At 73.1% G+C, this 26,779-nt stretch carries 19 protein-coding genes and 1 pseudogene; 12 read left to right on the forward strand and 8 right to left on the reverse strand.

Features of this window, described 5'->3' with window-relative positions:
- The 10 genes and pseudogenes from ACZ501_RS34050 to ACZ501_RS34095 form a co-directional block, all read left to right on the forward strand.
- Positions 1-1,200, forward strand: a pseudogene (locus ACZ501_RS34050) (hypothetical protein); the annotation flags it as partial.
- Positions 1,197-2,228: a hypothetical protein gene (locus tag ACZ501_RS34055; protein ID WP_468800506.1), complete on the forward strand. Its 1,032-nt coding sequence runs from the start codon at positions 1,197-1,199 to the stop codon at positions 2,226-2,228. The pseudogene ACZ501_RS34050 and the gene ACZ501_RS34055, both read left to right, overlap by 4 nt.
- Before the next feature lie 960 nt (positions 2,229-3,188).
- The gene (locus ACZ501_RS34060) at positions 3,189-3,623 is read left to right on the forward strand and encodes a hypothetical protein (protein ID WP_362464722.1); all 435 of its coding nucleotides are present in this window, start codon (positions 3,189-3,191) and stop codon (positions 3,621-3,623) included.
- Positions 3,624-3,988: 365 nt separating this feature from the next.
- Positions 3,989-4,966 carry a hypothetical protein gene (locus ACZ501_RS34065; protein WP_468800508.1) on the forward strand — a complete coding sequence of 326 codons (978 nt, stop codon included), beginning with the start codon at positions 3,989-3,991 and terminating at the stop codon, positions 4,964-4,966.
- Positions 4,967-4,968: 2 nt separating this feature from the next.
- Complete coding sequence (locus ACZ501_RS34070; protein WP_468800511.1) at positions 4,969-5,694, forward strand: hypothetical protein; 726 nt, start codon at positions 4,969-4,971, stop codon at positions 5,692-5,694.
- Between the two features lie 187 nt (positions 5,695-5,881).
- Positions 5,882-6,064 carry a hypothetical protein gene (locus ACZ501_RS34075; RefSeq protein WP_361600407.1) on the forward strand — a complete coding sequence of 61 codons (183 nt, stop codon included), beginning with the start codon at positions 5,882-5,884 and terminating at the stop codon, positions 6,062-6,064.
- 22 nt (positions 6,065-6,086) lie between these two features.
- Positions 6,087-7,427, forward strand: coding sequence for a type VII secretion integral membrane protein EccD (gene eccD, locus ACZ501_RS34080; protein ID WP_361600404.1), 1,341 nt, complete (start codon positions 6,087-6,089; stop codon positions 7,425-7,427).
- 16 nt (positions 7,428-7,443) lie between these two features.
- Complete coding sequence (locus tag ACZ501_RS34085; RefSeq protein ID WP_468800513.1) at positions 7,444-8,688, forward strand: hypothetical protein; 1,245 nt, start codon at positions 7,444-7,446, stop codon at positions 8,686-8,688.
- Positions 8,685-12,695: a type VII secretion protein EccCa gene (gene eccCa / locus ACZ501_RS34090; protein WP_468800516.1), complete on the forward strand. Its 4,011-nt coding sequence runs from the start codon at positions 8,685-8,687 to the stop codon at positions 12,693-12,695. The genes ACZ501_RS34085 and eccCa overlap by 4 nt, the downstream gene beginning before the upstream one ends.
- Before the next feature lie 4 nt (positions 12,696-12,699).
- Complete coding sequence (locus ACZ501_RS34095; RefSeq protein ID WP_468800519.1) at positions 12,700-14,112, forward strand: DUF6177 family protein; 1,413 nt, start codon at positions 12,700-12,702, stop codon at positions 14,110-14,112.
- A gap of 81 nt (positions 14,113-14,193) precedes the next feature.
- On the opposite strand, the gene ACZ501_RS34100 is transcribed toward ACZ501_RS34095, so the two are convergent.
- Both ACZ501_RS34100 and ACZ501_RS34105 read right to left on the reverse strand, forming a co-directional pair.
- Entirely contained in the window at positions 14,194-14,868 is a 675-nt protein-coding gene (locus ACZ501_RS34100) for a response regulator transcription factor (RefSeq protein WP_362464734.1), read from the reverse strand.
- 7 nt (positions 14,869-14,875) lie between these two features.
- Positions 14,876-16,084, reverse strand: a complete 1,209-nt coding sequence (locus ACZ501_RS34105; protein ID WP_361600326.1) for a sensor histidine kinase — start codon at positions 16,082-16,084, stop codon at positions 14,876-14,878.
- A 107-nt stretch (positions 16,085-16,191) separates the two neighbouring features.
- Between ACZ501_RS34105 and ACZ501_RS34110 the strand changes: the two genes are divergently transcribed.
- Entirely contained in the window at positions 16,192-17,190 is a 999-nt protein-coding gene (locus ACZ501_RS34110; protein WP_468800521.1) for an SAM-dependent methyltransferase, read from the forward strand.
- Between the two features lie 6 nt (positions 17,191-17,196).
- Here ACZ501_RS34110 and ACZ501_RS34115 read toward each other — a convergent pair whose 3' ends face one another.
- From ACZ501_RS34115 to ACZ501_RS34135, 5 genes are all read right to left on the reverse strand, one after another.
- Positions 17,197-18,285 (reverse strand): NlpC/P60 family protein, encoded by a 1,089-nt coding sequence (locus ACZ501_RS34115; protein WP_361600320.1) that lies wholly within the window; start codon positions 18,283-18,285, stop codon positions 17,197-17,199.
- Positions 18,286-18,329: 44 nt separating this feature from the next.
- Positions 18,330-18,812 carry a poly-gamma-glutamate biosynthesis protein PgsC/CapC gene (locus ACZ501_RS34120; protein WP_468800524.1) on the reverse strand — a complete coding sequence of 161 codons (483 nt, stop codon included), beginning with the start codon at positions 18,810-18,812 and terminating at the stop codon, positions 18,330-18,332.
- Positions 18,809-20,410, reverse strand: a complete 1,602-nt coding sequence (gene pgsB, locus ACZ501_RS34125) for a poly-gamma-glutamate synthase PgsB (protein WP_468800527.1) — start codon at positions 20,408-20,410, stop codon at positions 18,809-18,811. Before pgsB ends, ACZ501_RS34120 begins: the two co-directional genes overlap by 4 nt.
- A gap of 6 nt (positions 20,411-20,416) precedes the next feature.
- Positions 20,417-22,672 (reverse strand): HAMP domain-containing protein, encoded by a 2,256-nt coding sequence (locus ACZ501_RS34130; protein WP_468800573.1) that lies wholly within the window; start codon positions 22,670-22,672, stop codon positions 20,417-20,419.
- A gap of 113 nt (positions 22,673-22,785) precedes the next feature.
- A complete protein-coding gene (locus tag ACZ501_RS34135; protein WP_468800576.1) occupies positions 22,786-24,003 on the reverse strand; it encodes a CapA family protein in 1,218 nt (405 codons plus the stop codon).
- Between the two features lie 159 nt (positions 24,004-24,162).
- Between ACZ501_RS34135 and ACZ501_RS34140 the strand changes: the two genes are divergently transcribed.
- A complete protein-coding gene (locus ACZ501_RS34140) occupies positions 24,163-25,059 on the forward strand; it encodes a hypothetical protein (RefSeq protein ID WP_468800529.1) in 897 nt (298 codons plus the stop codon).
- A 54-nt stretch (positions 25,060-25,113) separates the two neighbouring features.
- Here ACZ501_RS34140 and ACZ501_RS34145 read toward each other — a convergent pair whose 3' ends face one another.
- Complete coding sequence (locus tag ACZ501_RS34145; RefSeq protein WP_362464750.1) at positions 25,114-26,664, reverse strand: M28 family metallopeptidase; 1,551 nt, start codon at positions 26,662-26,664, stop codon at positions 25,114-25,116.
- Positions 26,665-26,779: the final 115 nt, after the last annotated feature.

A 26,779-nucleotide genomic window follows, 5' to 3' on the forward strand; every position in this document is an offset into this window, starting at 1 on the left:
TTCGACAAGGTCACCAACCAGCTCCTGGACCACAAGGGCCTCCCGAAGCAGGACCTCACCTCGGTCCCCAAGGGCCCCGACCACCCCCTGGCCGAAGTCCCGGTGCGCCAGGAAGTCCCGGTCGGCGTCGGCGCCCACACGGCGGACGTCACCTCCCACACCCCGGCCGGCACGGCCACCCACACCCCGGGCGGCACCGCGTCCCACACCCCGGGCGGCACGGCCGACAACATGCCGCACAACAGCCACACCGAACCCGGCGGCACCGGAGGCACGGGCCACGGCGGCACCGACACCACCCCCACGGGCGGCGGCCACACGGACACCCCGTCCACGGGTGGCCACGGCGACGGCCCGACCACAGGCGGCGGCGGCCACGGCGACGGCCCGAGTGACGGCCCTGGAGGCGACCACACCCCGGGCGGTGGTGATCACACTCCCGGGGGCGGCAATGGTGACGGCCCTGGCGACGGGCAGCCCCCGGCCGGAGGCCACACGCCGCCAGGCGGCGGGGAGCCGAAGCCGCTGGTCCGCGGTGGTGAGGCGGAGCAGCAGCTCCGTGACGCGGTCAAGCAGCTTCCCGGCAAGGAGCGCCCGAAGCCGGACGTTCTCGAGCGGGCGATCGAGCGCTTGGCGGAGAATCCGCGCGGCCAGCAGGTCGCGGAAATCATCAGCTCAGGTGCCTTCAAGGACAGTGAGCACTTCTCACAGGTCGTGTCCAGCATGGGGGCGCGCAAGGTGGGCATGCTCGAACCCGCGCTCGATCAGATCATCTTCGCCGATGACCTGCGGAAGAGCGGTCTGAAGGGTGATGACATCCACTTCGAGGTGAAGAAGGCAGAATTCGAGGACACGGACGTCTACTACGGTCCGAAGGACGGCGATTCCTGGGGCTACCAGATGAAGCGTCTGGAGAACCCGATCGACCCGGTGGGTGAAATCACCCGCGGAAAGTACCTCAGCCAGATCACCCACTCGACGGCCAAGCACAAGCTCATGCTCGTCGACGGCCAGGGCACCATGGCGCAGTGGAGGGCCAACGGTGCCGTCGACCAGCTGATGGAAATCCACCAGAACGGACGTGGCAAGTGGGGTGCCGGCAAGGGCGTAGCCTTCGTTATTCGTCTTGACGACGGAATCATCGTGGTTCCGCGCGGGACTCCGACCGACCCCATGGGAATTCTGAAGGAAAGCCAGTGATCACATCTGCGCCCGTGGGCGAATGGTTCTGGGAGCCCTCTCCTCTGTCCGATGTGCTGGAAAACGGCATCGCAAGGGCACTTGGTCTGCTGTCGGACGTGAGGAGTGCTCTGGCTTCGGTCGGGCTGGTCACGGACGGGGGCACGGCTTCGGTCGTGCTCAGCGACCGGCAGGCGATGGCCAGCCCCCTTTGGGAGGTCCGTGACATTCCGCTGGCTTCCGGCGGGAGCCTCGGCCAGGACCTCGCCGCTGCTGCCGAGGGGGCAGCCACCGTGAGGCTCCTGCCGGACCGTCTGCTGACGCTGAGCCTCAAGCTGCCCGGGGAATGGACCGAGTCCGGGGTCAGGCGGCGGGCGGAGAAGCTGTTCACCGTACGGGTCGACGTGTGGGGCGAGGGCGCGGTGCTGCTCGTGCTGTCCACCTACGCCGATGCCTGGCTGACCCAGGATCTCCGGGAACGGCCGCAGCCCGAGGTGGCCGCAGAGAACGCGCCCCGGCTCGCCGCCGGGCTGAAGCGGATCTCTGAGCTGACGGGCTCAGAGATCGACCCGGGGGACGCCACCAAGCACGCCGCACCCACGGCGGACGGCTTCACCGACCTGTTGGTGGAGGGGGCGGAGTATGACGACTCATGGGGCAACTTCGAGATTCCCGCGCGCTGGAAGCGGCTGATGAAGCTCGTCCCTGGTGAAGCCGGAGGCGAGGATTACGAGAGCACTACAGAGCATCCCGTGCGCTACGTGCGCGTGCTGCGAGGGGGACAGGTCCTGGGGTACCTCTGGGCATCCGTCGGTGATGCGGCGGCTGGGTACGAGCCCCGCAACGCGGCGGGTGACGAGGCCTTCACGGCAGGCGTCCCGTGGCTGTTGGAGCTCCGGTCCCTGAAACTCCGGGGCTACGGGGCGGCGGAAGCGCTGGAAGAGCTGATAGGGAGGCCGGACGACGCCCCGAACGGCTCGGTCGCCGAAGCCACAGTGCAGGAGGCGGCTTCGCTGGACGCCCTGGAGGAACTGTCCGGAAGGTTCTGAGGGCGCCGACGGACGCAGCCGCTCTGATGCTGGGGCGGCTGCGGGCCGTGGAGCTGAAGCGGTCGGGCGCTTCGGGCGTTCGTGTCACGTTCACTGACGGAGTGAAGGCGCAATGTTCCTGATGCGCGCTCCGAGGGAGAGCGGCTCGTGGTTCTGGGATCTGGACGACGTGGCGGAGCCCGGGCTGGAGCCGGCGCTCGCGACGGCAGCGGCGATGTCCGCGGTGCTGTCCGCGCACGGACTGCTCGTGCCGCAAGCCCTCGAATGGAGCTGGTTCGAGGTCGGCAAGGGCGGGCTGGGCATCGACAGCGGGCTGAGCCTCGTCAGCAGGTCCCTGACCGACGAGAAGCTCGCCGATGAGATCCGCGCCTGTCGGCCGGTGGGTCACCCGGGCGCGGAGATGACGGGCTTCGCGGTCGTCGGATCGGGTACGTGGTTCGATGCGGAGGGGGCCCCCGCCAGGAGGGGCGGCTGGTCGAGCTCATGGTCTCCCCGGACTCCATTGGGCCTTCGGCAACGCTGTCCGTCCACCACGACGTGTGGGCAACCTGTGACTTCCGAGGCAATCCGCATCCGGCCGTGCACTCCCGTAACGCACCGCGCCTCGCTGCGGCACTGCGGGAGCTCGACGAGCTGCTGGGTGTCGAGGCGGAGCCCGGGGAGCCGACCTACTTCGGCATGGCGACGGCTTACGGGCTTGCGGAGGCGGAACTCGTCGATGGTCGAGGCCCTGATCTAACCGACCTGATGTAGCCGGGGCGCGGGGCTCGACCTGTCCCTGGTCGACCTGTCCGGTGCGGACCTGGCGAACGGGCTCCTCACGGAGACGGGTTCTGCGGTGAACTTGCCTCGTGACTGGTACGTGCGAGATCTTGCCCGCTATGGGATAGGCGGAGGGTGATGAGTTTCTCGATGCAGGCAGGCTGTCCGGCGGTTCGGCGGTGTGCATCCGCTGCCGACATGGCCGAGGCGGTCGGTGAACTGTATTCCTCCGAGGCCGAGGACGCCATCCTCGTCTGGAATCTGGTACCGATCCGGCTTCCGTACGGCTACGACCTCGCCGCCCTTGTCGACGATCTGGTTCCCCTGCTGGAGGAAGTTCAACGCTCTGATTTCTCGGAGACTGAGGTCTTTTGGGGCTCCGACACGTTCTCGGCTGAATGGAAGATGGTCCGTGAGGGCGACTCGCTGAGGATTCAGGCGCGCTGGCACAGCACGCTCGGAAACTATGAGTCGCTCCTCACGGAGCGGGGCGAGATGGTAGTCCCCACCCCGGTGTTCGTCAGCGAGTGGGCCAAGGTCCTGCGGCGGATCGTGGCCGATATCGAGGCGGAGTCCGTGGAGCTGGACGATGACGACACCTTCCTCCGTGCCAAAGCGCTGCTCGCGGCCTGAACGCGGGCTCGTGCTGTCTGCCTCCTCCTCGGGAGGCCATGGGGGAGAGCTTCAATGGACGATCGTTTCAAGGGTTTCCTCAGGACGTACCTGAGCCTTGAGATGGGATATGACACGACTGGATATCTAAGGCCGACTCTCGTGGTTTTTAGTGATGCCTAAGTTGAATCCATTCGCAAAGGATTTGCGGAGATCATTGCGGATGACTCGTTCGGGCCGGATGAATGCGAGAGGCTGACTGATATCGAGTTCCCTGACCGTGAGACTCTCCATGCGTACCTTCGGGATATGTACGACTATCTGTTCGATGGCGCCCCCCAGCAGCCGATGCCCCAGGTCGGCGGCTGCGCCGATGTGGAGGGCCCGTGATCACGACCGAGGCGGTCGGGGAGTGGTTCTGGGAGCCTTCCCCCGTGCTCGACGCCCCCGTGAGCGGGGCGTCGAGGGCCCTCGCGCTGGTGGAGGAGGTCAGGGACGTCCTGGCTTCCCTCGGGCTGGTCACCGGCGGCGCAACGGGCTCGGTGGTGCTCTGTGACCGGTCGGCCATGGCGCACCCGCTGTTCGAGCGGCGTGACGTACCCGTCGCTGTCGTGGGCGAGCAGGCCGCTGCTGTGCGCCTGTTGCCCGGCCGGCAGCTGACGGTCGGCCTCGTGTTGCCCGGGGAGTGGGCGGAGGCCGGGGTGTGGCGGCGGGCGGAGAAGCTGTTCGTCGTGGGGGTCCATGTGTGGGGCGAGGGTGCGGTGGTGCTCGGGATGGGCGTCTACGCCGATCCCTGGCTGGCCCAGGACCTCCGGGAGCGGCCGCAGCCCGACGTGGCCGCGGAGAACGCGCCCCGGCTCGCCGCCGCGCTGAGGCGGATCTCCGAGCTGACGGGGGCGGAGGTAGACCCCGGTGACCCGACCTGGCACGCCCGTCCCACGGTGGACGGGTTCGCGGAGGAGTCGGAGTACGACGACTCCTGGGGCAACTTCGAGGTACCCGCGCGCTGGCGGCGGCTCATGCGGCTACTCCCCGGCGGATACGGGGCAGGGGATTTCGAGAGCACCACCGAGGGGCCCGTCCGGTACGCCGAAGTACGTCGCGGGGAAAGGCTGCTCGGGTTCCTCTGGGCGTCTGCCGACGGCGCGGCCGGGTACGAGCCCCGCAGCGCGGCGGGGGACGCGGCCTTCGAGGCGGGCGTGCGCTGGCTGCTACGGTTCCGGGCGGCCCGAGGGGGCGGAGACTCGGCGCTGGAGGCCCTGGACGGTTGCCTCGGCCGGACCGGGGACGCGTCGTCCGTCGGAGCGGTCGTGCACGGGGCGCCGTCGCTGGACGCGCTCGCGGAGTTGTCGGGGAGGGGCTGAGGGTGACGGCGTCGTTGGTGCTGGCGCGGCTGCGGGGCGTGGACTGGGACATGCGGTGGGACCTGGCCTTCGACCGCAACCAGTCCCGGCGGGTGCTGATGTGGGAGTACCTGCGCCGCGCCGCCGTGTGGGCGAAGGCCTGCGGGGGCGAGGAGGCGTGGCCGTTCTACGACGTCACGGCCTACCTGGACCCGGAGTTCGAGCTCCCGGCCGGGCAGGCGGCCGAGCTGGAGGAGCTGGAGCGCACGGTGCACTGGCAGGAGCTGCGGCGGACCTGCGCCGGGGCCGTGCGGCTGGCGGGGCTCCGGGAGCGGAACCCGGCCGCGGTGGACGGGCTGCCGGACCTGTACGAGCCGCTCGTGCTGTTCTACGAGCGCGGCGGGTCCTTCAGCCGTGACTGCTCGGGCGTCTTCATCGACCTTGTCGGCGTGATGATGCGTCCCGGCAAGCTGGACGGCTACCTCGGCAGCCGGCCCGTCGGTGTCCTCGACGACGTCGTGCTCGACGCGCTGGAGTGCGAGGGGAAGCCCACGTACCACGCCGCCGAGGACGGCCTGGGGCCGGTGCGTCGGCAGCGGGTGGTGGGTGACGTACGGGTCGACGAGGTGTTCGGCGCCGGTCCGGGCTGGGAGCCGGCGGAGGCCGGCCCGGCGGGGCTGGTCGCGATCGACCAGCTGGAGGCCGCCCGGCGACTCGGGCGGATCGTGTCCCCCGCCGCCGCCGGGTGATCCGCGCGGACGAGCTGGTCGAGCGGTCACCGCCGTCGATGCGGGCATGGCGGAACCGGCACCGCCGGTTTCGGCGTCGTGAGGGGGCGTACTAGCGTGCGGGGCGACAGGGAGAAGGGAGGCCGGGGTGGCGGCTGAGGATTACGACAGCCAGTTGCTGGAGTCCGTCGCGGTACGGCGGCGCCGGATGCGCGACGCCGTGCTGTTCGGGGCGCAGCGCGGGCGGCGGGTGGCCGACGAGCGGATCGGGAAGGCCGTCGCCGGGCTGGTGATCGCGGCGGTGCTCTGCGCCGGCTGCGTCGGCTGGTCGTTCATCTCCCACCGCCTCATCGGCAAGATGGGGACGCCCGGGCAGGTCAGTACTCGGTGATAGGTTCGAGCGCGTGGTGAGCATGGGGGCAGTGAGCGGTACGGCATTGAGCCGGGTCACCTTGGTGGGTGAGCGGCGGCGGATGGATCTCGTACTGCCCTCCCAGGAGCCCGTCGGGCGGCTTTTGCCCGACGTCATACGGATGCTGGACGACCGGGTGGCCGCGCAGCCGATGCTGCGTCACCTCGTGACGGCCGACGGGTCGGTGATCGAGCACGGCGTCTCGCTCGAGGACGCCGGTGTCGCCGACGGGGCCGTGCTGCGGCTCGTGCGGGTGCAGGACGTGCCGTCCGCGCCCGTGGTGCACGACGTCACGGACGAGGCCGCCGAGGACCTGGACGTACGCGCCTGGCGCTGGCGGCCGTCCGCGCGGCGGGTCACCGCCGGGGCCGGGATGGTCCTGTGGGCGCTGGTGGCGGGATGGTTCGCCCGGCGGGAGTTCGCGCCGGGTGCCGTGGCGGGCGTGCTGCTCGCGGCGGCCGCGGTCGCCGGGGTCGTCGGGGCGCTGGCCGGGCGGCTGAAGCGGTCGGGGCTGGCGGCGGCGCTGCTGGCGTGTGCCGCCGCCGTCGGGGTGCTCGGGGCGTGGACCCTGGGCGACGCGCAGCACTGGGGAGCCATGGGCCGGCTCGCCGCCGTGGCGGGCGCGCTGGCCGTCGGGCTCGCGCTGCTGGGGTGGTTCACGCCGCTCGGGCGGGGCGGGTTCGTGGGCGCCGCCGCCGTGGTTGCGCTGACCGGGGTGTGGGAGGCGACCGCCCTGGCGCAGGGCCAGGCGGGGGCCCGGACCGGGGCCGTGCTCGCCGTGGTCTCGGTGATCCTGCTCGGGCTGCTGCCGCGGCTCGCGCTGGCGGCGGCCGGGCTGACCGGGCTCGACGACCAGCGGGCGCGCGGGGTTTCGGTCAGCCGGTACAAGGTCGCCACCGCCCTCGGCGCCACCCACCGGGGCATGGCGCTGGCCACCCTCGCCACCGCCGTGTCGGCGGGTGCGGCCGGGGTGCTCGCGCTGCGGGAACCCGACGTCTGGACGGTGTCCCTCGCCTCGGCGGTCGCCGTCGTGCTGTGGCTGCGCGCGCGGGCGTTCCCGCTCGTCGCGGAGGTGGTGGCGCTGCTGCTGGCCGGGGCGGCCGTCACGGTGGCGGCACTGCTGGTGTGGGCCGGGCGTTCCGGTGCCGCGGGGCCGCTGGCGGTGCTGCTGGCGCTGGCCCTGGTGGCGTTCGGGGTCCTCGCCGTCCAGCCGCCCGAGCACGTACGGGTCCGGCTGCGGCGGCTCGGGGACACCGCCGAGTCCATCGGCGTCATCGTGCTGTTCCCGCTGCTCATCGGGGTGTTCGGCGTGTACGGGCGGCTGCTCGGCACCTTCGCGTAAGGGTTGCGACTCAGACATGTCAGACATGAGCATGAACCGGCGTGACGGACACGGGCCCGGGAACGGATACGGACACGGCCCCGGTAACGCCCCCGAGAACGCCCCCGGGAACGCCCTTGGGAACGCCCCCGCGAACGCCCAGGGCGACTGGCAGGCCGGCGTCCTGGGCGACCTGACGGGCCACGGCGCGGGCGCGGGCGCTCCCGCCGCCGCACCGCAGGGCGCCCTGCCGGTGCAGCCGCACGCCCCCCTCCCGCAGCAGGCGGCCCCCGTACCCCCGCAGCAGCCGTACACCCAGCAGTACACCCCGCAGGCGCCCCAGGCCCGGGCGCCCGAGACCGTCCCGGTCCCCGGCTCCGACGCCCCCGCCGGCCGCCCCCGCCACGGCGACCCGCTGGTGCGCCGCACCCTGCGCACCCTGCGCGGAGCGCTCGGCTCCTCCGTCGCCAAGGCCGTCGCCGCCGAGACGGAACTGGCCACGCAGGTGCAGCAGCCCGTCACCACCGGCCGCCACATCGTCGTCACCAGCATCCGCGGCGGCTCCGGCAAGACCACCGTCACCGCCCTCCTCAGCCGCACCTACAACCACTTCCGCCACGACCCGGTGCTCACCCTGGAGGCGGACGCCGCCCTCGGCACCCTGCCGGTCCGGCTCGGCGTCCAGTCCCTGCGCTGGACCTGCGCGGACGTCGCGCAGATCGTCCGCCCCTCCATGCAGCTCACCGACATCACCGGCTACCTCGTCCCGCTCGCCGACGGCGGCTGGCTGCTGCCCGGCAGCCAGGGCCGGATCGGCGCCCAGGTCGACGTCGCCACCTACCGGACCGTGATGGTCGCGCTGCGCCGCTACTTCGGGGTCACCGTCGCCGACTGCGAGACCCTCCCGGGCGACGTGGCCCGTACCGCGCTCGACACCGCGCACGCCCGCGTGCTCACCGCCCCCGCCACCGCCGAGGGCCTCGTCTCCACCCTCGCCGTCCTCGACTGGCTGGCCTCCCTGCCGGTGCCCGTGCTGCCGCGCACCGTCGTCGTGCTCACCGTCCAGTCCCCGCACCCCGCCGTCGACCTCGGCAAGGCCGTCGAGAAGCTGCGCGCGACGGGCGCGGGGGTCGTCGTACTGCCCTACGACCGCCATCTCGCCTCCGGCGGCACCATCCGGACCGAACTCCTCGGCGTCGGGACCCGGGAGGCGGCCATGCGGCTCGCCGCCGACGTGCTCCAGCGGGCCGTGGCCCTCCCGGCGGCCGGTGCTGCCCGGTGACCCAGCAGCTGATCCACCGGCCGGCCCGGGGCACCCTGCCCCCCGCCCCCGCACAGCCCCACGCCGTCGAGGCCCCGCCCAACCTGCCCGAGGGCAAGATCGGCAGCCCCGCCACCGCGCTGCTGCCGATGGCCGGCGTGATGGGCTCGGTCGTGATGATGACTGTCATCCGCAACAGCCAGTTCGCCGCCGTCGGGGCGATCGTGCTGGTCTTCGCCCTGCTCGGCGCCGTCGCCATGTTCTGGTCGCAGCGCGGCAAGGCCCAGCGCACCCGCCGCGCCCAGCGCGAGCGCTACCTGGAGTACCTGGAGGAGCAGCGCGAGGAACTCGGCGCGCGCGAGAAGGCGCTGCGCGACGAGGCCCGCCGCCTCAACCCGCCGCCGGAGGCCCTCTACGACCTCGTGCGCGACCCCGCGCGGCTGTGGGAACGGCGCCGCACCGACCCGGACTTCCTGCGCCCGCGGCTGGGCACCGGCGCCGTCGCCGTGCAGGAACTGAGCCTCGCCGCCGGGGCCGGAGGCGTGCTCACCCCGCCCGACCGGTTCATGCTCAACGAGGCCGGAGCCCTCATGGCCCGCTTCGGCCGGGCCAGCGACTTCCCGCTGACCGTCCCCCTCGACCGCGCCGGGAACGTCAGCATCGTCGGCGACCGCGAGGGCGTCCTGCGCGTGGCCCGCGCCCTGCTCACGCACACCGCCGTCCTGCACGCCCCGGACGACGTGGCCATCGCCCTCGGTGTGCCCGGCGACCGGATGGCGGACTGGGAGTGGGCCAAGTGGCTGCCCCACGTCCTCGACCAGCAGGAGTACGACGGGCCCGTCGCCGCCCGCCGGATCGCCCCCAGCCTGCCCCAGCTCGCCACCGGGGTCCTCGCACCCGACCTGCGCCGCAGGGCCTCGTACGCGGCCGAGGTGCGCCGGGGCCTGTCCGACCGGCGCGCCCTGGCGCTGGCCGGCCGGCTCCTCGTCGTCAGCGACGAGTACGGCGACAACGCCGTCGAACTGCCCCGCCCGGACACGGCGGTGGGCCTGGCCGACATGAACACCACCGTGCTGCACCTGCTCGCCGAGCAGGTCCACGAGCCCGACGAGGTGACCATACGGATCACCGTGGACGGCAGCCACGTCACCGTCCGCGACCTGCGCACCCCGCAGGCGCCCGCCGCCGAGGGCCTCAGCGACGCCCTCGGGCCCGCCACGGCCGAGGGCCTGGCCCGCATGCTCGCCCCGCTGCGGCTGTCCGCCGAGTCCGTCGCCGAGGGCACCCCCCTCTCCGGGCCGGTGGACTTCATGGGCCTGCTCGGCATCACCGACCCGGCCGCCCTCGACGTGAAGCGCCTGTGGGCGCCGCGCGGCGAGCGGGACTTCCTGCGCGTGCCGATCGGCGTCGACGACCGGCACGGCCCGGTGCTGCTCGACCTCAAGGAGTCCTCGCAGCTCGGCATGGGCCCGCACGGGCTGTGCGTCGGCGCGACCGGCTCCGGCAAGAGCGAGCTGCTGCGTACGCTCGTCCTCGCCCTGGTCGCCACCCACTCGCCCGAGGACCTCGCGATGGTCCTCGTCGACTACAAGGGCGGCGCCACCTTCGCCCCCTTCGAGAAGCTCCCGCACGTCGCCGGGGTCATCACCAACCTGGAGAACCAGGCCGGGCTCGTCGAGCGCGTCCACACCAGCCTCGCCGGCGAGGTCAAGCGCCGCCAGCAGGTCCTCAAGGACGCCGGGAACGTCGCCGACATCGGCCACTACGCGGTGCTGCGCGCCGAGAAGCCCGAACTGGAGCCGCTGCCGCACCTGTTCGTCGTCATCGACGAGTTCGGCGAACTCCTCACCGCCAAGCCCGACTTCATCGACCTGTTCCTGTCCATCGGCCGCATCGGCCGCTCCATCGGCGTGCACCTGCTGCTCTCCAGCCAGCGCATCGAGGGTGGCAAGCTCAAGGGCCTGGACACCTACCTCTCCTACCGGCTCGGCCTGCGCACCTTCTCCGCCGACGAGTCGCGCACCGTCCTCGACACCACCGACGCCTTCCAGCTGCCGCCGCTGCCCGGCTTCGGCTACCTCAAGGTGGACACCTCCACCTACACCCGCTTCAAGGCCGGGTACGTCTCCGGCCGCTACCGGGGCCCGGCCGCCGAGCGCGACGACGCCGAACACGGACCGCTCGCCCTGCCCTACCCCGTCTTCAACACCCTCCAGGACAGCGCCGGGCAGCCCGACGAGACCGAGGAGAAGCCCACCGCCACCGCCCGCGAGACCGGGCCCAGCGTGCTCTCCGTCATCGTCGACCAGCTCGCCGACGCCGCCCCGCCCGTACGCCGCATCTGGCTGCCGCCGCTGCCCGAGGCCATCCCCCTCGACGCCGCCGCCGGACCCCTCTCCGTCACCGGACGCGGACTCCAGCTCGGCACGGGCGGGCGTCCCCCGCTGAAGGTGCCCCTCGGCGTCCTCGACGACCCGGCCCGCCAGTGGCGCGGCCCCTGGGAACTGGACCTGACCGTCGCCGGCGGGCACACCGCCGTCACCGGCGGCCCCCAGTCCGGCAAGACCACCCTGCTGCGCACCATCGCCCTCTCGCTGGCGCTGACCCACACCCCCCAGGAAGTCGCCGTCTACGGCCTCGACCTGGCCGGCGGCGGCCTCGCCGCGCTCGCCGGGCTCCCGCACGTCGGCGGGATCGCCGGCCGCGCCGACCGGGAACGGGCCGCCCGTACGGTCGCCGAGGTGCGCGCCATGCTCGCCCAGCGCGAGGAGCTCTTCCGCGAGCACTCCATCGACTCCGTTGACCAGCTGCGCCGGCTGCGCTCCCAGGGACGGCTCACCGAGCTCGCCTCCACCGACATCGTGCTGCTCGTCGACGGGTACGGGGCGCTGCGCGAGGAGTTCTCCGAGCTGGACGACTCCGTCACCGACCTGCTCAAGCGGGGCGGCGGCTACGGCATCCACGTCGTCGCGGGCATGCTCCGCTGGAACGACGTGCGGATCGCCAACCAGTCCCTGTTCGGCGGCCGCGTCGAGCTGCGCCTGGGCGACCCCTCCGACTCGGCCATCGACCGCAAGCTGTCCGAGACGATCTCCCCCGACACCCCGGGCCGGGTCCTCACCGACGGCAAGCTCTTCGCGCAGACCGCCCTGCCGCGCATCGACTCCCGGGCCGGGAACACCGACCTGGCCGCCGCCCTGGAGGAGGCCGCCGGTACCGTCCGCGCCACCTGGCACGGCGAACTGGCCTCCCCCGTACGGGTCCTGCCCGCGCGGCTGCCGGCCGACCGGCTGCCCACCGTGGACCAGGAGCCGCACCGGGTCCCCGTCGGCGTCGACCAGGACGTCCTCGCCCCGGTCCTCCTCGACCTCTTCGGCCAGGACCAGCACCTGCTGATCCTCGGCGACAACGAGTGCGGCAAGACGAACCTGCTCGCCCTCGTCGCCCGCCAGCTCATCGCCCGCTACGGCGAGGAGGAACTGGTCTTCGCCGTCTACGACCCCCGGCGCGGGCTGCGCGGCGTGGTCCCCGAGCCCTACCGGGGCGGGTACGCGCACAACGCCAAGATCGCCGCGGCCCTGTCGGCCGGGATCGCCAAGGAGCTCGACAAGCGGCTCCCGGAGGACGGCATCGACCCGGACGCCGAACCGGGCGACGGCCCGGGCTTCGCCGGGCCGCGCATCGTGGTCCTCGTCGACGACTACGACATCCTCACCACCGCCGGGCAGCAGCCGCTCCAGGCGTTCGTCCCCTACCTGCCCTCCGCGCAGGACATCGGCCTGCACTTCGTCATCGCCCGGCGCGTCGCCGGCTCCTCCCGGGCCCTGTACGAGCCGCTGCTGACCACCCTGCGCGAGTCGGGCACCACCGCCCTCGTCATGAACGGCGAGCGCTCCGAAGGGCAGCTGTTCCCGCAGCTGTACGCCAGCGCCCAGCCGCCCGGGCGCGGCACGCTGGTGCGCCGGGGCCGCCCGCACCAGATCGTGCAGACCGCCCTCGCCGACACCCCGAGCCAGGAAGCACCCTGACACCGTGACCAAGGACGTCATCGCCCTCACCGCCAAGATGCCCGACACCACCGCGCTGATGGTGGCGCTGACGGCGGGCGGCGCCGACCTCGACGCCCAGACCGCCGCCGACGGCGCCGTGATCCAGCTGCTGGGGTCGGGCGGCAGGCCGCTGGTCTCCGTGGAGGCGCCCGTACTGGTCCAGGTGCCCGGCGAGGTGGAACGGCTCCTCGGGACGCCCTCGGCGACTCCCGTCTGGTGGACGGAGACCCGCGCCTCCACCGCCGTGCCCGAGGCGGCCCCGCTGGCCGGAGCCGTCGCCGGCCGCCTCGCGGAGGTGCTCGGCGGGACGGTCTGGCCCGAGGGCGCGGGGCACGTCGGGGTGGTGCCGGTGACGTCCGAGGCCTCTGCGGCGCCCGCGCCCGTCGGAGCGCTGCCGACCGTGGACGTGGTCACCGAGTCGACCGCGGTGGTGCTCGCGGACCGGCCGGTGCTGGGGCTGACGGCCTGGCTGTCGGACGTCCTGCGCACCACGGCGGAGTTCGGCGCGGCCCTGCACATCGTCACCCCGGACCACTGCCGGCTGAGCCTGCCGCTGCGGACCGCGCTGGCCGGGGCGCCGAACCGGTGGGTGGTCCAGGACCCCGAGTGCGGGTACTACGACGGCCTGTCCGGGGCGGTGCTGAGCTGGCAGGACGGCACCTTCGCCCCGGCCCGCGACGAGGCGGGCCGGCCGCGGCTCGCGGCCGCTTTCGGGCGGGCGGGGACGCCGGGGGAGCGCCGGCTGACCGTGCAGTTCCGTACGGAGCACCCCGCCGAGGAGGAACTGCTGGTCGGCCGCTCGCTGGAGGCCGCCTGGCGCACCCTGACCGGGGGGCCGCCCGCGGGCTGGGGCACCGCCGAGCCCGTGAACCTGCCGTGGTCGCCGCGCCAGCTCACCGACCTCGCCCGGGGCCGGGCGCCCGAGCCCACGCTGGTCACCGCCGTCGGATCGCCGGAGCGGCCCGCGCTGGCGACCGTACGCGTGACCCGCACGGCGGCCGGGGTCGAGGAGGACGTCACCCTGTCGCTGGGGTACGGGCCCTCGGAGGAGGTGCCCTCGGCCGCGCTCGCGGAGCTGGCGGAGGTGCTGGCGGCCGGGCACGGCCTGGTCAGCATGCTGGTCTCCGTCGGGCCGGGGCGGCGCGACCTGAGCCTGGTCCCGCGGGTGTCCGCGCCCGCCGTGCCGGTGTCGTTCACCCTGGGCGGGGCGGGCGTGGCCGAGGCGACGCTGACCCGGGCGCGCAGGCCTCCGCTGGCGGTGACGCCCGTCCAGGTGGGGCCGCAGCGCAGGCCCGGGCTGCACTACCCGCTGGGCGACGGCGCCGACCCGGCGGCGTGGGAGGCCCTGTCCACGCTGCTGAGCCACCTGCGCACGGCGGTGCCGCCTCCGGCGTAGGCCGGGCGGCGGCGGGCCGGACGTGGGCTCGTGCGGGGCAGGCGGGATGACCGCGGACACCCGCGCGGAGGGCCCGTGGGGTTATCCCGCGCCGCCGCCGGCGCGGACCAGGCCCGTCTCGTACGCCAGGACCACCACCTGCACCCGGTCGCGCAGGCCCAGCTTCGTCAGGATGCGGCCCACGTGCGTCTTGACCGTCGCCTCCGACAGCACCAGCCGGGCCGCGATCTCCCCGTTCGACAGCCCCTGGGCCACCAGCAGCATGACCTCGCGCTCGCGGTCCGTCAGCCGCTCGATCTCCTTGTGCTCCGGCTCCGCCGTCGTGGTCGGCAGCATCGGCGCGAACCGGTCCAGCAGCCGCCGCGTCGTCGAGGGGGCCACCACCGCGTCCCCGCTGTGCACCGACCGGATCGCGGCCAGCAGCTCGGCCGGCGGGACGTCCTTCAGCATGAAGCCGCTCGCCCCCGCCTTCAGGCCCGAGAACGCGTACTCGTCCAGGTCGAAGGTGGTCAGGATGATCACCTTCGGGTGCTCCTGCGGCTCACAGATGCGCCGGGTGGCCTCCACCCCGTCGAGCTTGGGCATGCGCACGTCCATCAGCACCACGTCCACCGCCGTGGCCCGCAGCACCTCCAGCGCCTCCAGGCCGTTGCCCGCCTCCGCGACGACCTCCATGTCCGGCTGGGCGGCGAGCACCATGCGGAAGCCGGTGCGCAGCAGCACCTGGTCGTCGACGAGCATCACTCGGATGGACATCCGTGGATTACCTCTCACTCTTCTTGAGCGGGAGCAGGGCACTGATGCGGAAACCCCCGCCGGGACGCGGTCCCGCGTCCAGGGTTCCCCCGACCATACCGATGCGTTCCCGCATGCCGATCAGACCGTGTCCGGCGCCGTCCGCGCCGCCGTCCTCGTACAGTTCGTGCGCCGCGCCCCGCCCGTCGTCCTCGACCAGCAGGCCCAGGCCGTCGTCGAAGTAGACCAGCCGTACGCTCGCCCGCGCATCGGGGCCCCCGTGCTTGCGGGTGTTCGTCAGCGCCTCCTGCACGATCCGGTACGCCGTCAGCTCCACCCCGCTGGGCAGCCTGCGCGGGGCGCCCTCCACCGCGAAGTCCACCGTCAGCCCGGCCGCCCGCACCTGCTCCACCAGCACCTCGATCTGCTCCACGTCGGGCTGCGGCACGTAGTCCTCGGACTCCTGCGGCTCTCCCGTCCGCAGGACGCCCAGCAGCCGGCGCATCTCGGCGAGCGCCTGGCGGCCGGTCCCCGAGATGGTCTGGAGGGCCTCCTTGGCCTGCTCGGGCGCCACGTCCATGACGTACGCGGCCCCGTCGGCCTGGACCACCATCACCGAGACGTTGTGCGCGACGACGTCGTGCAGCTCGCGGGCGATGCGGGCCCGCTCGGCGGCCACCGCCACCTTGGCCTGCGCCTCCCGCTCCTTCTCCAGCCGCTGGTTGCGCTCCACGAGCTGGGCGTAGTAGGCGCGGCGGGTGCGCAGCGAGTCGCCCATCACCCAGGCGAGAGCGAAGGGGACCATCATGAACAGGGCGAAGAGGACTTCCTGGACCGTGCCGGCGCTCTTGTCGACGCCGAAGCGCAGGAAGTACAGCGGGGAGGCCAGCAGTCCGGAGACGAGGGCGGCGCGCGAGACCCAGCGGGGGACGTCGGCCGCCGCCACCGTGAAGAGGACGACCAGCATCGCGACGTCGCAGAACTGCATCTCCTGGCCGATGGCCAGCTGGCAGACGCCCGCGGCCGCCGTCAGCCAGAACACCGGCACGGTCCACCTGCGGCGCAGGGCCACGGCGGCGGCCAGCGCGGCCACCACGGGGACGGTGGCCAGCCGCAGCGCGGTGCTCTGCCCCTCGGCGCCGACGACGTTCATCATCGAGACCCCGAAGAAGAGGACAGCCCAGAAGCTGTCGACGCCCGTCGGGTGTCTGCGGATGAAGTCGTAGAGGCGCTGCACGTAACAAAGCGTAGGGAAAGCGGATAGGTGCTGGAGTCAACCACAGGTGCGATCCCTGCGACGGGGGAGTACTCCGCAAGGTGGAGGGTCGGCTTAGTCTGTGGGGGATGAGCGCGCAGGGTGAGGTCAGGGGGCCCGTCGGCGGCCCCGTCCGGTGGCGGGCCGCGATGGAGGCCGCGCTGTACGGGCCCGGCGGCTTCTACGTCCGTCCGGGCGGGCCGGGGCCCGCCGGGCACTTCCGGACCTCCGTGCACGCCTCGCCCCTGTACGCCGCGGCCGTGGCGCGGCTGCTGGAGTGGGTGGACGGCGCCCTCGGGCGGCCGGAGCGGCTCGGCCTGGTCGACATGGGGGCCGGGCGGGGCGAACTGCTGGCCGGCGTCCTCGCCGCCCTGCCGCCGCGGACGGCCGCGCGCGTGGACCCGTACGCGGTGGAGCGCGCGGCCCGGCCCGAGGGGCTGGACCCCCGCATCCGGTGGGTGAACGCGCCGCCCGAGGGGATCACGGGGCTGCTGTTCGCGAACGAATGGCTGGACAACGTACCGCTGGAGATCGCCGAGGACGGCCGCTACGTGCTGGTCGCCCCCGACGGTACGCAGACCCCCGGCGGCCCCCTCGACGAGCCCGACCGGGCCTGGCTGGAGCGGTGGTGGCCCGGCGCGACGGGACCGGAGGGCGGCCGGGCGGAGATCGGCCGGGCCCGCGACGAGGCCTGGGCGGCGGCCGTCGCCACCGTCGAGCGGGGCCTGGCGGTCGCCGTGGACTACGCCCACACCCGCGCGGCCCGGCCCCCGTACGGCACGCTCACCGGCTTCCGCGACGGCCGCGAGGTCGCCCCGGTGCCGGACGGCAGCTGCGACGTCACCGCGCACGTCGCGCTGGACGCCTGCGCGGGACCGGGCGCCGGCCTGCTCACCCAGCGCGCCGCGCTGACCGCCCTCGGCGTCTCGGGCGCCCGGCCCCCGCTGGCCCTGGCCTCCACCGACCCGGCGGGCTACGTACGCGCCCTGGCGGCGGCGGGCGAGGCGGCGGAACTCACCGCGCGCGGAGGCCTGGGCGACTTCGGCTGGCTGGTCCAGCCGGTCGGCATCGGCCCCTGGCCGGCCTAGGCCGGTCTAGAGCCTCTTCGCGCTGCGCAGGGTCGTCGCGTAGTAGCCGTTGCCGTCGAGGCGCGAGGTGCCGCCCTTGTCGCCGATCGTCGGCCCGTTGGCCTCCTCCCGGCTGGAGATGAAGATCTTGTGGCCGTCGGTGTCGGTGCCCAGGTAGATGCCCGTGTGGTCGAGGCGGTCCTTGGTGCGGGCGTCGAGCTTGAAGAACAGCAGGTCACCGGGCTGGATCACGTCGATGGAGGTGGGGCGGTCGGCCGCGCCGACCCCCTTGAGCGGGATCACGTCCGTGCCCAGCCTGGAGCGGGCCATGCCGTTCGCGGTGCGCGGCAGGCCGGCTGCGCCCGGGGTGTCGTCGGGCATCAGGGGGTAGCGGGCGCGGTAGCCGAAGACGGTCCGCACGAAGCCGGAGCAGTCCATCGAGCGGTAGCGCGGGGCCTGCGGCTGCTTGGTGACGCCGTTGCGGAAGGCGTACGGCTTGCCGAGGTAGTCGTAGAAGTCCGACTGCTCCAGGCGCAGGTCGTTGCCGGCGGAGCCGTTGGGGTTGAGCGGGCCGAAGGAGGCGTCGCCCGCGTAGGCGGTGCCCTGCGCGTCCTTCTTCACCGGGGCCTGGTCGCCGTACTGGAAGGCCATCGCGAAGACGTCGTCCTCCTGGCTCCCGAAGTACTTCGTGAACCAGTCCTTGAACCACTGCTGGTTCTCCGCGCCCGCCTTCCACTGCTCGGGCATCAGGCGGACCCAGTTCTCGGTGACGACCCGGGACGTGGTGTTCGCGGGTTCGGTGAAGGTGCGGCTCGGGCCGGTGAGGGTGGCCGTGCGGGCGCCGTCGGTGAAGGTGGCCAGCACCTGGCCGGTGCCGTCGCGCAGCACCGACCGGTCGGGGCTGCGGACGCGCTCCCACTTGCGGGCGCCCGCCGCGCCCGACGGGACGCCCGCCGCGACGGCCGCGTCCTGGACGACCTGTACGGCGGGCGCCTTGGCCTGCTCCTCGGCGCGCAGCGCGTAGGTGAGGTACGCGCTGCCGGCCAGCAGCGCGAGCACGGTGGCCGTGTGCAGCGCGGGGCGGGTGCGGCTGCGGCTCTTCGGCGTGGCGGTCATACGGGTGGCTCCGGTGCAGGTGGGGCGGATGCGGTGCGGTGCGGCTAGGCGGAGGGCATGACGCCGAGGAGGATTCCGGCGGTCAGGACGACGTACGTCATGAGCGTGGCGCTGCCGGTGGCCAGCAGGGTGGCGCCCTTGGGCTGGCGGACCAGCTGGTAGGCGATCAGGCCGGGCACGATGAAGCCGAGGGTCTGGTTGGCGTACAGCAGCGGGAACTCCAGCTGGAGCACGATCACGACGGTGGCCTGGAGCAGGACGCCGATGAGGACGACGGCGGCGAAGAGGCGCTTGCCGTAGAGGATGACGAACTTCTGCGTGAGCAGGGCCAGGACGTACGTCAGCACCGTGATGCCGACCACGAGCGCGGCCCGCTGGAGGTCCTCGATCAGGGTGAGCGCGAGCCAGCCCGGGGTGATCATGCCGCCGGGTGAGAGGTTCGTCGTGAGGTAGCAGAGCAGGGAGAACAGCAGGCCCAGCGCGATGCCGATCGCGGCGATCTCGGGGGTGAGGACGGCGGGGATCAACGGGGTTCTCCAGGGTGGTGCGGGTACGGCTGCGGCGGCTGTGCCGAGGCCTGCGGCCAGGCCGGTACGGGAGTGGCGGCGGCGATCCCGTACGGGTCCGCGGGCGGAACGGCCCGGCCGTACGGCTCCCCGGGCCAGGGGGCACGGGCGTACGGGTCCTGGGCGTACGGGTCCTGGGCGTACGGCCCGTGCTGCCCGGCCGCCGTGTACGGCTGCTGCCCGTACGGCTGCGGCTCGCGCGGGGCGGGCCCGAAGCCGTGCGGGCCGTACGGGTCCTGCCCGTACGGGTCGTCCGCGTACGGGTCGACCGGGCGCGTGAAGACCGGCGCCGGCTCCTCCCGCCGGACGGGCCCGGTGTGCCCGTCCGACCCGCCCGTCCCGTCCGGCTCCTGCGGCCGGGCCCCGGCGGGCTCGCTCTCGTCCGCCGGCAGCTCCGCGAGGTGCTCCAGCAGGACCTCGCCCTGCCCGTGGATGTTGCCGATGGCCACCAGCGAGGAGCTCTCGCCCAGGTGCCCCAGCAACTCCCGCACGAACTGTGCGCCGTCGCGCTGGTCGCCGCCCAGGTCGACGGCACGGTCGCGCCACTCGGCCGGGATCGCGTCGACGGCGCTCTTCGCGGGGTGCCCGATCACGAACACCTGCTCCGGCCGCAGGTCGGGGACGATCGACCCCATCTGGGCGTTGCGCTCGACCCGGTCGGGGCGGCAGTTGATCACCACGTTCAGGGGGCGCTCGATGGCGCCCAGGTCCAGCAGCTGGTTGATGTTCATCAGCGTGGACTCGGGGTCGTTCGCCGCGAAGACGTTGGCGAACCGCAGCCGCTTCCCGCCCGGGGCCTCGTACCGCTCGACCGACAGCACGCCCGGGTCCGGCGGGGCGTCGTACATGCCCTGGAGGGCGGTGGCCCGGTCGACGCCCAGCAGCCCGGCGACGGTGAGCGCGATCGCGACGTTCTCCTTGAAGGTGAACCAGCTGAACCCGCGCAGCTCCTCGTCCGAGACCGTGTCCGGGTCGGCGTAGACGAGCGTGCAGTCCCGGGCGTCCGCCTCCTCCTGGAGCACGTGGAAGCGCTCCTTCTCGGCGGTCACGCAGATCCCGCCGTGCGGCATCGAGCGCGACAGGGAGCGGGCGATGTCGTCCAGGGTGGGGCCCATCTCCGCGACGTGGTCCTCGCGGACGTTGCACAGCACGCCGATGGTCGACTGGATCAGCTTGGACTGGTTGATCTCCTGGAGCGCCGGCATGACCGCCATGCACTCCATGACCAGCGCGTCCGGCCGGTAGGCGGCGGCGCGCCGCACGATGCCGATCTGCTCGACCACGTTGGCGATGCCGAACTTGCGGTACACCGGCTCCTCGGTGGCGTCCGGGTGGATGAACCGGGCCGCGGTGCCGGTGGTCTTGGCGACCGTGGTCAGGCCGCCGCCGCGCAGGGCGCCCGCGCACAGCCGGGTGATGGAGCTCTTGCCGCGGATGCCGTTGACCAGCACCCGGGTCGGTATCCGGTCCAGGCTGGCGAAGTGGCGGCGCTGTTCGACGATGCCGGCGACGAGCATGACCAGGCAGCTGACGAGCAGGACGCAGTAGAGGAAGAGCACGGCGGATCAGTTCCTTCCGGCCGGGTCGGAAGGCGCTCCGCCGGCCTGCTTGCGCTGGTGCTGCTGGAGCTGGAGCTGCTGGCGGATGATCTCCAGGCTGCGCGTGACGGCGCCGACCTCGTCGTGGTGTCGGGGGTAGAGCACCGTGCGCCGGTCGCCGTCGGCGAGGGCCTCGGCGCGCCGGGCGAGTTCGCGCAGCGGCGCCACCACGACGACCTGGAGCCAGCCCAGGCAGGCGGCGCCGACGGCGAGGCCGAGCAGGCCGGCGAGGACGGTGCGGTTCTGCAGGCTGTATTCGTGGATGGCGAGGCCCTTGGCGGACTGCCAGCTGACCACGGTCCAGTCCAGCGGCTTGGCCGCGCCGCCGCCGACGAAGGGGGCGGCGGCCGCGATGACGTGGTCGCCGCCGCTGCGGTACAGGATGCTGCCGGGCCGGGGGGACATGCCGACCTTGAGGGCGGAGCCGGTGACCAGGGCGTCGAGCCGTTCGTCGTCGAGCTTCTCGAAGGCGCGGTAGCCGCTGTTGGAGCCGATGACCCGGTGCTTCGCGTCGACGACCCGGATCTCGCCGAGGCCCGGCCGCCTGAGGAGGGAGTTGAGGAAGTCGATGCGGAACTCGCCGACGACGGCAGCGCCTTCCCGGCCGGGGATCTCGGCGGTGGCGACGATCACCGGCTCCTTGTCGCCGTCGTAGAGGGTGACGGGCTCCTTGCGGGGGCCCTTGCCGAAGGGCGCCCGGGGGTGGCCGCCCGCCTGGGCGAGGGCCTTGCCGGCGGGGTCGAGGACGTAGAGGGAGCCGTAGCGCAGGTGCTCCTGGGCGGTGCGTTCCAGGACGGTGGTCATGTGCTGCGGGCTGGTGTCCTTGTCCATCAGGGAGGCCACGGACAGCAGGTCGGCATGGCCCTCGTTGAGGGCGCGCCGGATCCGGTCGTTGAGGGTGTCGGTGCGTTCGCGCTGGTCGTTGACCAGCTGCTGCGGTACGACGACGTCGTCCCCGGCCCGGTTGACGAGCAGGCCCAGGGGCGCGCACCAGGCCAGGAGCAGCACGGCGCACACCGCGAGGAGCGTACGGGCCCCGGTGCGGCGCCTCCGCGCGCGGGCGGGCGGGGCGGCGGTGGCGCGGTCCGCGGGCCGCCCGTCCATGAGCCGGCCGCGCAGGCGTTCCAGCGCGGCGGCGATCCGGGCGGCCTCGGCGCCCCGGGGGACGGTGACGGGGCGGGTGAGGTCGCCGCGCGTCAGCCGCCGGCTCTCCAGGAACAGGCTGATCAGCGGGCGCTGCACGGTCGCCACCAGCAGGGCGACGACGAGGGCGCCGACCAGCAGCAGGGCGGCGGCCAGGACGAGTCCGGCGAAGGCGTCGGAGGTGCGGGCGGGGTTCTGGGCGACGCTGACCATGGCGACGACGGTCAGTTCCAGGCTGGTGGCGTGGGTGCCGACGCCCGGTTCGGGCCCGGCGAGGCGGGCGTAGCCGGCCGCGGCGCGTTCGCCGCCCCACTGGCCCCCGGTCAGGCTGCCGCTGACGCCGGGGAAGCCGCCGGAGCCGGGCTCCTTCACGGTCAGGGGGTGGGCGCGGGCCTTGCGGGCGGCGGTCCTGGAGAAGGAGGCCAGCTGCTTGGTGTCGCGTTTGACGTCGGCGCGCTGGAGGTCGGTGAGGACCATCTCCGGCTCGGGGATGCCGTCGGTGCTCAGGACGGTGCCGTCGGCGCCGACGACGGCGATGCTGCGGAAGTTGCCGAGGCTGATGCCGGGGAAGCGCAGGCTGCTGGAGGCGACGAGGAGCTGCTGCGGCTGGTCCTTCCAGTCCAGGAGGGAGAGGGTCAGCAGCCGGGTCTCGCCGTTGGCCAGGGTGACCATGCGGGGGGCCAGGCCGCCCTCGCGGGAGAGCCCGCCGCGGTCGACGGCGGTCAGCGGGAGGTTCTCGCCCCGTGCGGCGAGGAGCCGGCCGGAGGCGATCTCCACGACGGCGGTGCCGCGCCACTTCTGGTAGACGCTGCCGATCCGGTCGAGCACGGCGTCGGGGGCGACGGTGGCGCCGGTGGAGAACAGCGACGCCGCCCGGTTCAGGTCGGTGACGCTCTCGTCCAGGGAGGCGCGCAGCGCGATGGCGCCGTCCTCGGCGAAGTGCTGCTGGGAGGTGAGCACGGCCTGGGGGAGGCGGTCCTCGCGGAGGGTGCCGAGGCTGAACGCGGTGAATCCCGCCAGGGCGAGCAGCAGGACCGACAGGACGGTGATCGGCGGTCTGATGCCACCGAGCAGGGACATGTCGGCCCTGCGGCGGGCCTTGCGCCGTCGCGTGGGGCGCGGAGCGGCCACAGCGGGGTCCTTCCTGGCGGGGGAGGTCGGGTGTGCGTACGTACGGGCGGTCCTGCGCGGGGTCAGTCGGGCAGCGTCCGCAGCGGCCGCAGACCGTCCCCGGCGGCGCCGCGGTTGAGCAGGGTGCCCTGGGTGCGTTCGAAGGCCAGGCGGTAGCGGGCCCGCTGTTCCGGCAGCAGCTTCGTGCCGTCGGAGAGGACGGCGGCGATGTCGACGAGCCGGTGGTCGCGGACGGGCGCGGCGTTCGTCGTGCCGGGCAGGTCGGCGCCGGGGGTGCTCTCGGGGTCGGGCGGGATGTCGGTGAAGGTGGGCACGAAGCGGGCCCGGACGTCCCACGTGCCGTTCTTCTCGGTGAAGTCGAACCAGCCGATGGCGCCCTCTTCGGTCAGGCCGCTGGGCACGTCGTGCCGGGCGAGCTGGTTGCCGAGCCCGTACGCGACCCAGGTGCCGCCGACCTTCTCCATCGGCTGGACGACGTGGGCGTGGTGGCCGATGACCAGGTTGATCCCGGTCTCCTCGGCGATCCTGCGGGCCAGTTCGAGTTGCGGGTTGCTGGGGTTGGGCTGGTGTTCGCGGCCCCAGTGGACGGAGAGGACGACCACCTCGGCGCCGGCGGCGCGGGCCTTCTTCTCGGCGGCGGCTATGGCCTTGAAGCTGGTCAGGTTGGCCAGCCAGGGCTTGTCCCGGGGGACCTCGCGCCCGTTGAAGCCGAAGGCGAAGGAGATCTGGGCGACCTTGACGCCCTTGACGTCGAGGATCAGCGGCTTGTCGGCCTCGGCCCGGTTGCGGGCGGAGCCGGTGTGCCGGAGGCCTTCGCGGTCCAGGGTGTCGAGGGTGCGGTAGACGCCCTCGGGTCCGTGGTCGAGGGTGTGGTTGGAGGCCGTGGAGCAGGTGTCGTAGCCGACGTTCTTGATCGTCTTGGCGATCTGCGGCGGCACGAGGAAGTCGGGGTAGGTCTGGAAGGGGCCGTTCGGCTGGCCGAGGACCGGCTCCATGTGGCAGATGCCGAGGTCTGCCTTGCTGATGACCGGCTTGATCCCGGCCATGATCCGGTCGAAGTCGTACCCCGTGTGGCCGGCGGCCTTCGCGTCGCGGGCGGCCTGGTCGGTGAGCTGGGGGTGGATGAGGATGTCGCCCGCCGCGGCGACCGAGAAGGAGCGTCCCGCACCGGCGGCCGGGGCCTCGTCCGGTGCGCCGAGGAGGCCGCATCCGGCGAGCGCGAGGCTCAGCGGGAGGGCCAGGGCGGCGGTCCGGGAGGGGACCGGCCGGACGGGGGGCATTTTCATCCGGCTATTTTCAGCCAAGTGATGACGGTGAAACGGGCGAGACCCTTGATGATCATTGCTGCTGTTTGCGTAGTGATCATGGGAGTGTTCGTTTATGCGGCTTTTCGGTCGGGTGATTCGGGGCAAAAGGCCACGGCACCCTCGGCTGCGCCTGTGGCCAAGGACACGGATCTCCTTCGACGGGTCACCGGCTTCACCGCCGGTTTCGAGGCGGAGCGCCGTTATCGGCCACCCACTCCGGCGGAGCGGGCCGTCCTGACCGAGGGGGTTTCCGCCCTGTTCGACGGGAACACCGACCGCGCGCGGACCCGGCTGGGCGAGGTCGGCTACCGCCTCGACACCTTCACGGACCGGCCCGGCGGACGCCGCTACGCGGAGGTCGCCGAGGCGTCAGGCGGCGTCGCCGAGCGGGGGTGGGGCCGGGTGTACGCCGAGCTCGGCACGCCCCCGCGCTGGTCGGTGCAGGTCCCGCACCCCGTGGCCGACCGGGACACCGAGCGGCTCGGGGTCTCGGTGCTGCGCGGGGCGCCGGGCGGGGTCATGGTCCTGGCGGGGGCCCACCGCGAGGCGGGCGGCTCCGGGGGCGGCTCGGAGGGCGGATCCCGGGGCGGTTCGGAGGGCGGTGAGGACGACGAGGGCACAGGCTCCCGGGACCCGGCCGACGTGGCGCACCGCGCCGACTCCGTCTTCCACGCCGTGGTCGCCGAGCTGACCCGCCGCGGCCTGCCCGGCGTCCAGCTGCACGGCTTCGCCGACTCCTCCGTCCCCGGCACCGGCGCCGTCGTCTCCACCGGCGCCGGCAGCGCCGCGGCCGACGACGCCCGGCGGCTCGCGGCGCGGCTGGAGGACCGGGGCGTCGAGCCGTGCCGCGCCTGGGCCGCCGCATGCAGGCTGTCGGGGCGCACCAACGAACAGGGCAGGCTCGCCGCCGCGCACGGCACGCGCTTCCTGCACCTGGAACTGTCCCGCTCCGTACGGGCCGACCCGCGCCGGCGCGAATCGGCCGCCCGGGCGGTCTCGTACGTCACCAGGGGCTGGGCGGGGACATAGCCGAGGGGCCGGCACCCCGTGCGGGATGCCGGCCCCTCGGTGCCGCGCCGGTTCCTACTGCTCGACGTCGTGGTCGTGGCCCGGGCGCAGACCGCCGCCGTTGCCCGAGCCGGTGCTCGGCTGCGTGGCGACCGGCTGGGACAGCGGGGCCAGGTCGAAGGCGTAGTGGCCCACCGCGTTCGCGATGACGTCCACGTTGATGTCGAGCGCCTTCTGGTCGATGTTGGCGATGGTGTCACCCTTGCCGTGGTAGTTCACGTCGTAGGCGACGCCCGCCTGACCGCCGAACTTCGCCGCCTGCTCGGGGGTCTTGATGCCCTCGGCGCCGGTGTCCGTACCGCCCGAGGGGATGCCCGCCTCGATGAACGGGCCGTAGTCCGAGCGGCCGGTGAAGTCACTGCCCTCGTGCGGGATGTTCTGCGCGTCGAGGAAGTCGGTGATGCCCTTCTCCAGCTGCGCCGAGCCCTCCGGGCCGGGGCCCGAGCCGACCTTGTCGGAGTCGTCGCCGTCGTAGACGAAGTACGCGGCGTTCGGCGAGGCGATCATGTCGAAGTTGAGGTAGAGCTTGATCTGCTTCTTCTGCTCGGGCGTCAGCGAGGCCACGTACGCCTCGGAGCCGAGCAGGCCGAACTCCTCCGCCGACCACCAGGCGAACTTGACCTTGTTCTTGATCTTCGACTGGCTGCTCGCCAGGCGCTGCGCGACCTGGAGGATGCCCGCCGAGCCGGAGCCGTTGTCGTTGATGCCCGGACCGGCCGCGACCGAGTCCAGGTGCGCGCCGAGGAAGACGGTGTTGTCCGCGTCGCCGCCCTTGGTCTCCGCGACGACGTTGAACGTCTTGCGGTTCTCCCGCAGCTCGCGGACGTCCAGGGTGAGCGAAACCGGCCCGGCGGCCGCCTCGGCGGCAAGCTTCTCGCCGTCCTCCTGGCTGATCCCGCCGGTGGGGACCTTGCCGGCGTTCGCGTCGCCGAGGGTGCCGTTGAGGGCGCCCGCGGTGTTGTTGTAGATGACCGCGCCGACCGCGCCCGCCGCCGCCGCGTTCGCCTGCTTCGCCGCGAAGGTGCAGCCGCCGCGCTTGATCAGCGCGATCTTGCCGGTGAAGGTGCCGGACGCGAAGTCCGTGGCCTCGCAGCCGGTGGTGCCGTCGGCGTCGACCGGGACGACGGCGACGGGAGCGGTGATGCCGCCCTCGGGGCCGCTGGCCGTGTAGGTCATCAGCTTGAGCGGCACGTCACGGCCGTTCGCGCCGTTGACCTTCAGCTTCTCGGAGATCGTCTCGACGTACACGAAGTCGAACTCGTGGCGCGACACCTGGTACCCGGCGCCCTTGAGCACGGCCTCCACGTACTGGGCCGACTGGGCGTGGCCCTTCGAACCGGCCACGCGGGTGCCGTTGTTGTAGTCGGCGATCGACTGGAAGACCTTCAGGTGGTTGTTGGCGCCCTTGCCCGTCGCGTCCTTGACCAGCTTCCTGGCCAGCGCGTCGCCCCGGGCGGCGTCGCTCTGCGGGCTCGTCGCCCCGGCGGGCCCGGCGAGGAGCAGCGGGGAGACGAGGGCCACGGCCGCGAGGGCGGCGGTCGCGGTGGCTATACGGCGAGAGGGCATGAAGGTCCTTTCACAGCAGGAAGCGCCTGTGGGGGAGTGGTGGACGCACGTTAGACACCAAGGGGCGGCCCTCGCCAGACCTTTCACTGCTTCCGGTTTGTGAAATCCGGATATC

This window comes from Streptomyces sp. NPDC034085 (assembly GCF_055575555.1).

Bases quoted from the DNA above. Each gene is read 5' to 3' on its own strand.
- ACZ501_RS34060 (WP_362464722.1), top strand. From the start codon at position 3,189: ATGGCCGAGGCGGTCGGTGAACTGTATTCCTCCGAGGCCGAGGACGCC.
- ACZ501_RS34075 (WP_361600407.1), top strand. From the start codon at position 5,882: ATGCGCGACGCCGTGCTGTTCGGGGCGCAGCGCGGGCGGCGGGTGGCC.
- eccD (WP_361600404.1), top strand. From the start codon at position 6,087: ATGGGGGCAGTGAGCGGTACGGCATTGAGCCGGGTCACCTTGGTGGGT.
- ACZ501_RS34085 (WP_468800513.1), top strand. From the start codon at position 7,444: ATGTCAGACATGAGCATGAACCGGCGTGACGGACACGGGCCCGGGAAC.
- ACZ501_RS34100 (WP_362464734.1), bottom strand. From the start codon at position 14,868: ATGTCCATCCGAGTGATGCTCGTCGACGACCAGGTGCTGCTGCGCACC.
- ACZ501_RS34110 (WP_468800521.1), top strand. From the start codon at position 16,192: ATGAGCGCGCAGGGTGAGGTCAGGGGGCCCGTCGGCGGCCCCGTCCGG.
- ACZ501_RS34115 (WP_361600320.1), bottom strand. From the start codon at position 18,285: ATGACCGCCACGCCGAAGAGCCGCAGCCGCACCCGCCCCGCGCTGCAC.
- ACZ501_RS34130 (WP_468800573.1), bottom strand. From the start codon at position 22,672: ATGTCCCTGCTCGGTGGCATCAGACCGCCGATCACCGTCCTGTCGGTC.
- ACZ501_RS34135 (WP_468800576.1), bottom strand. From the start codon at position 24,003: ATGCCCCCCGTCCGGCCGGTCCCCTCCCGGACCGCCGCCCTGGCCCTC.
- ACZ501_RS34145 (WP_362464750.1), bottom strand. From the start codon at position 26,664: ATGCCCTCTCGCCGTATAGCCACCGCGACCGCCGCCCTCGCGGCCGTG.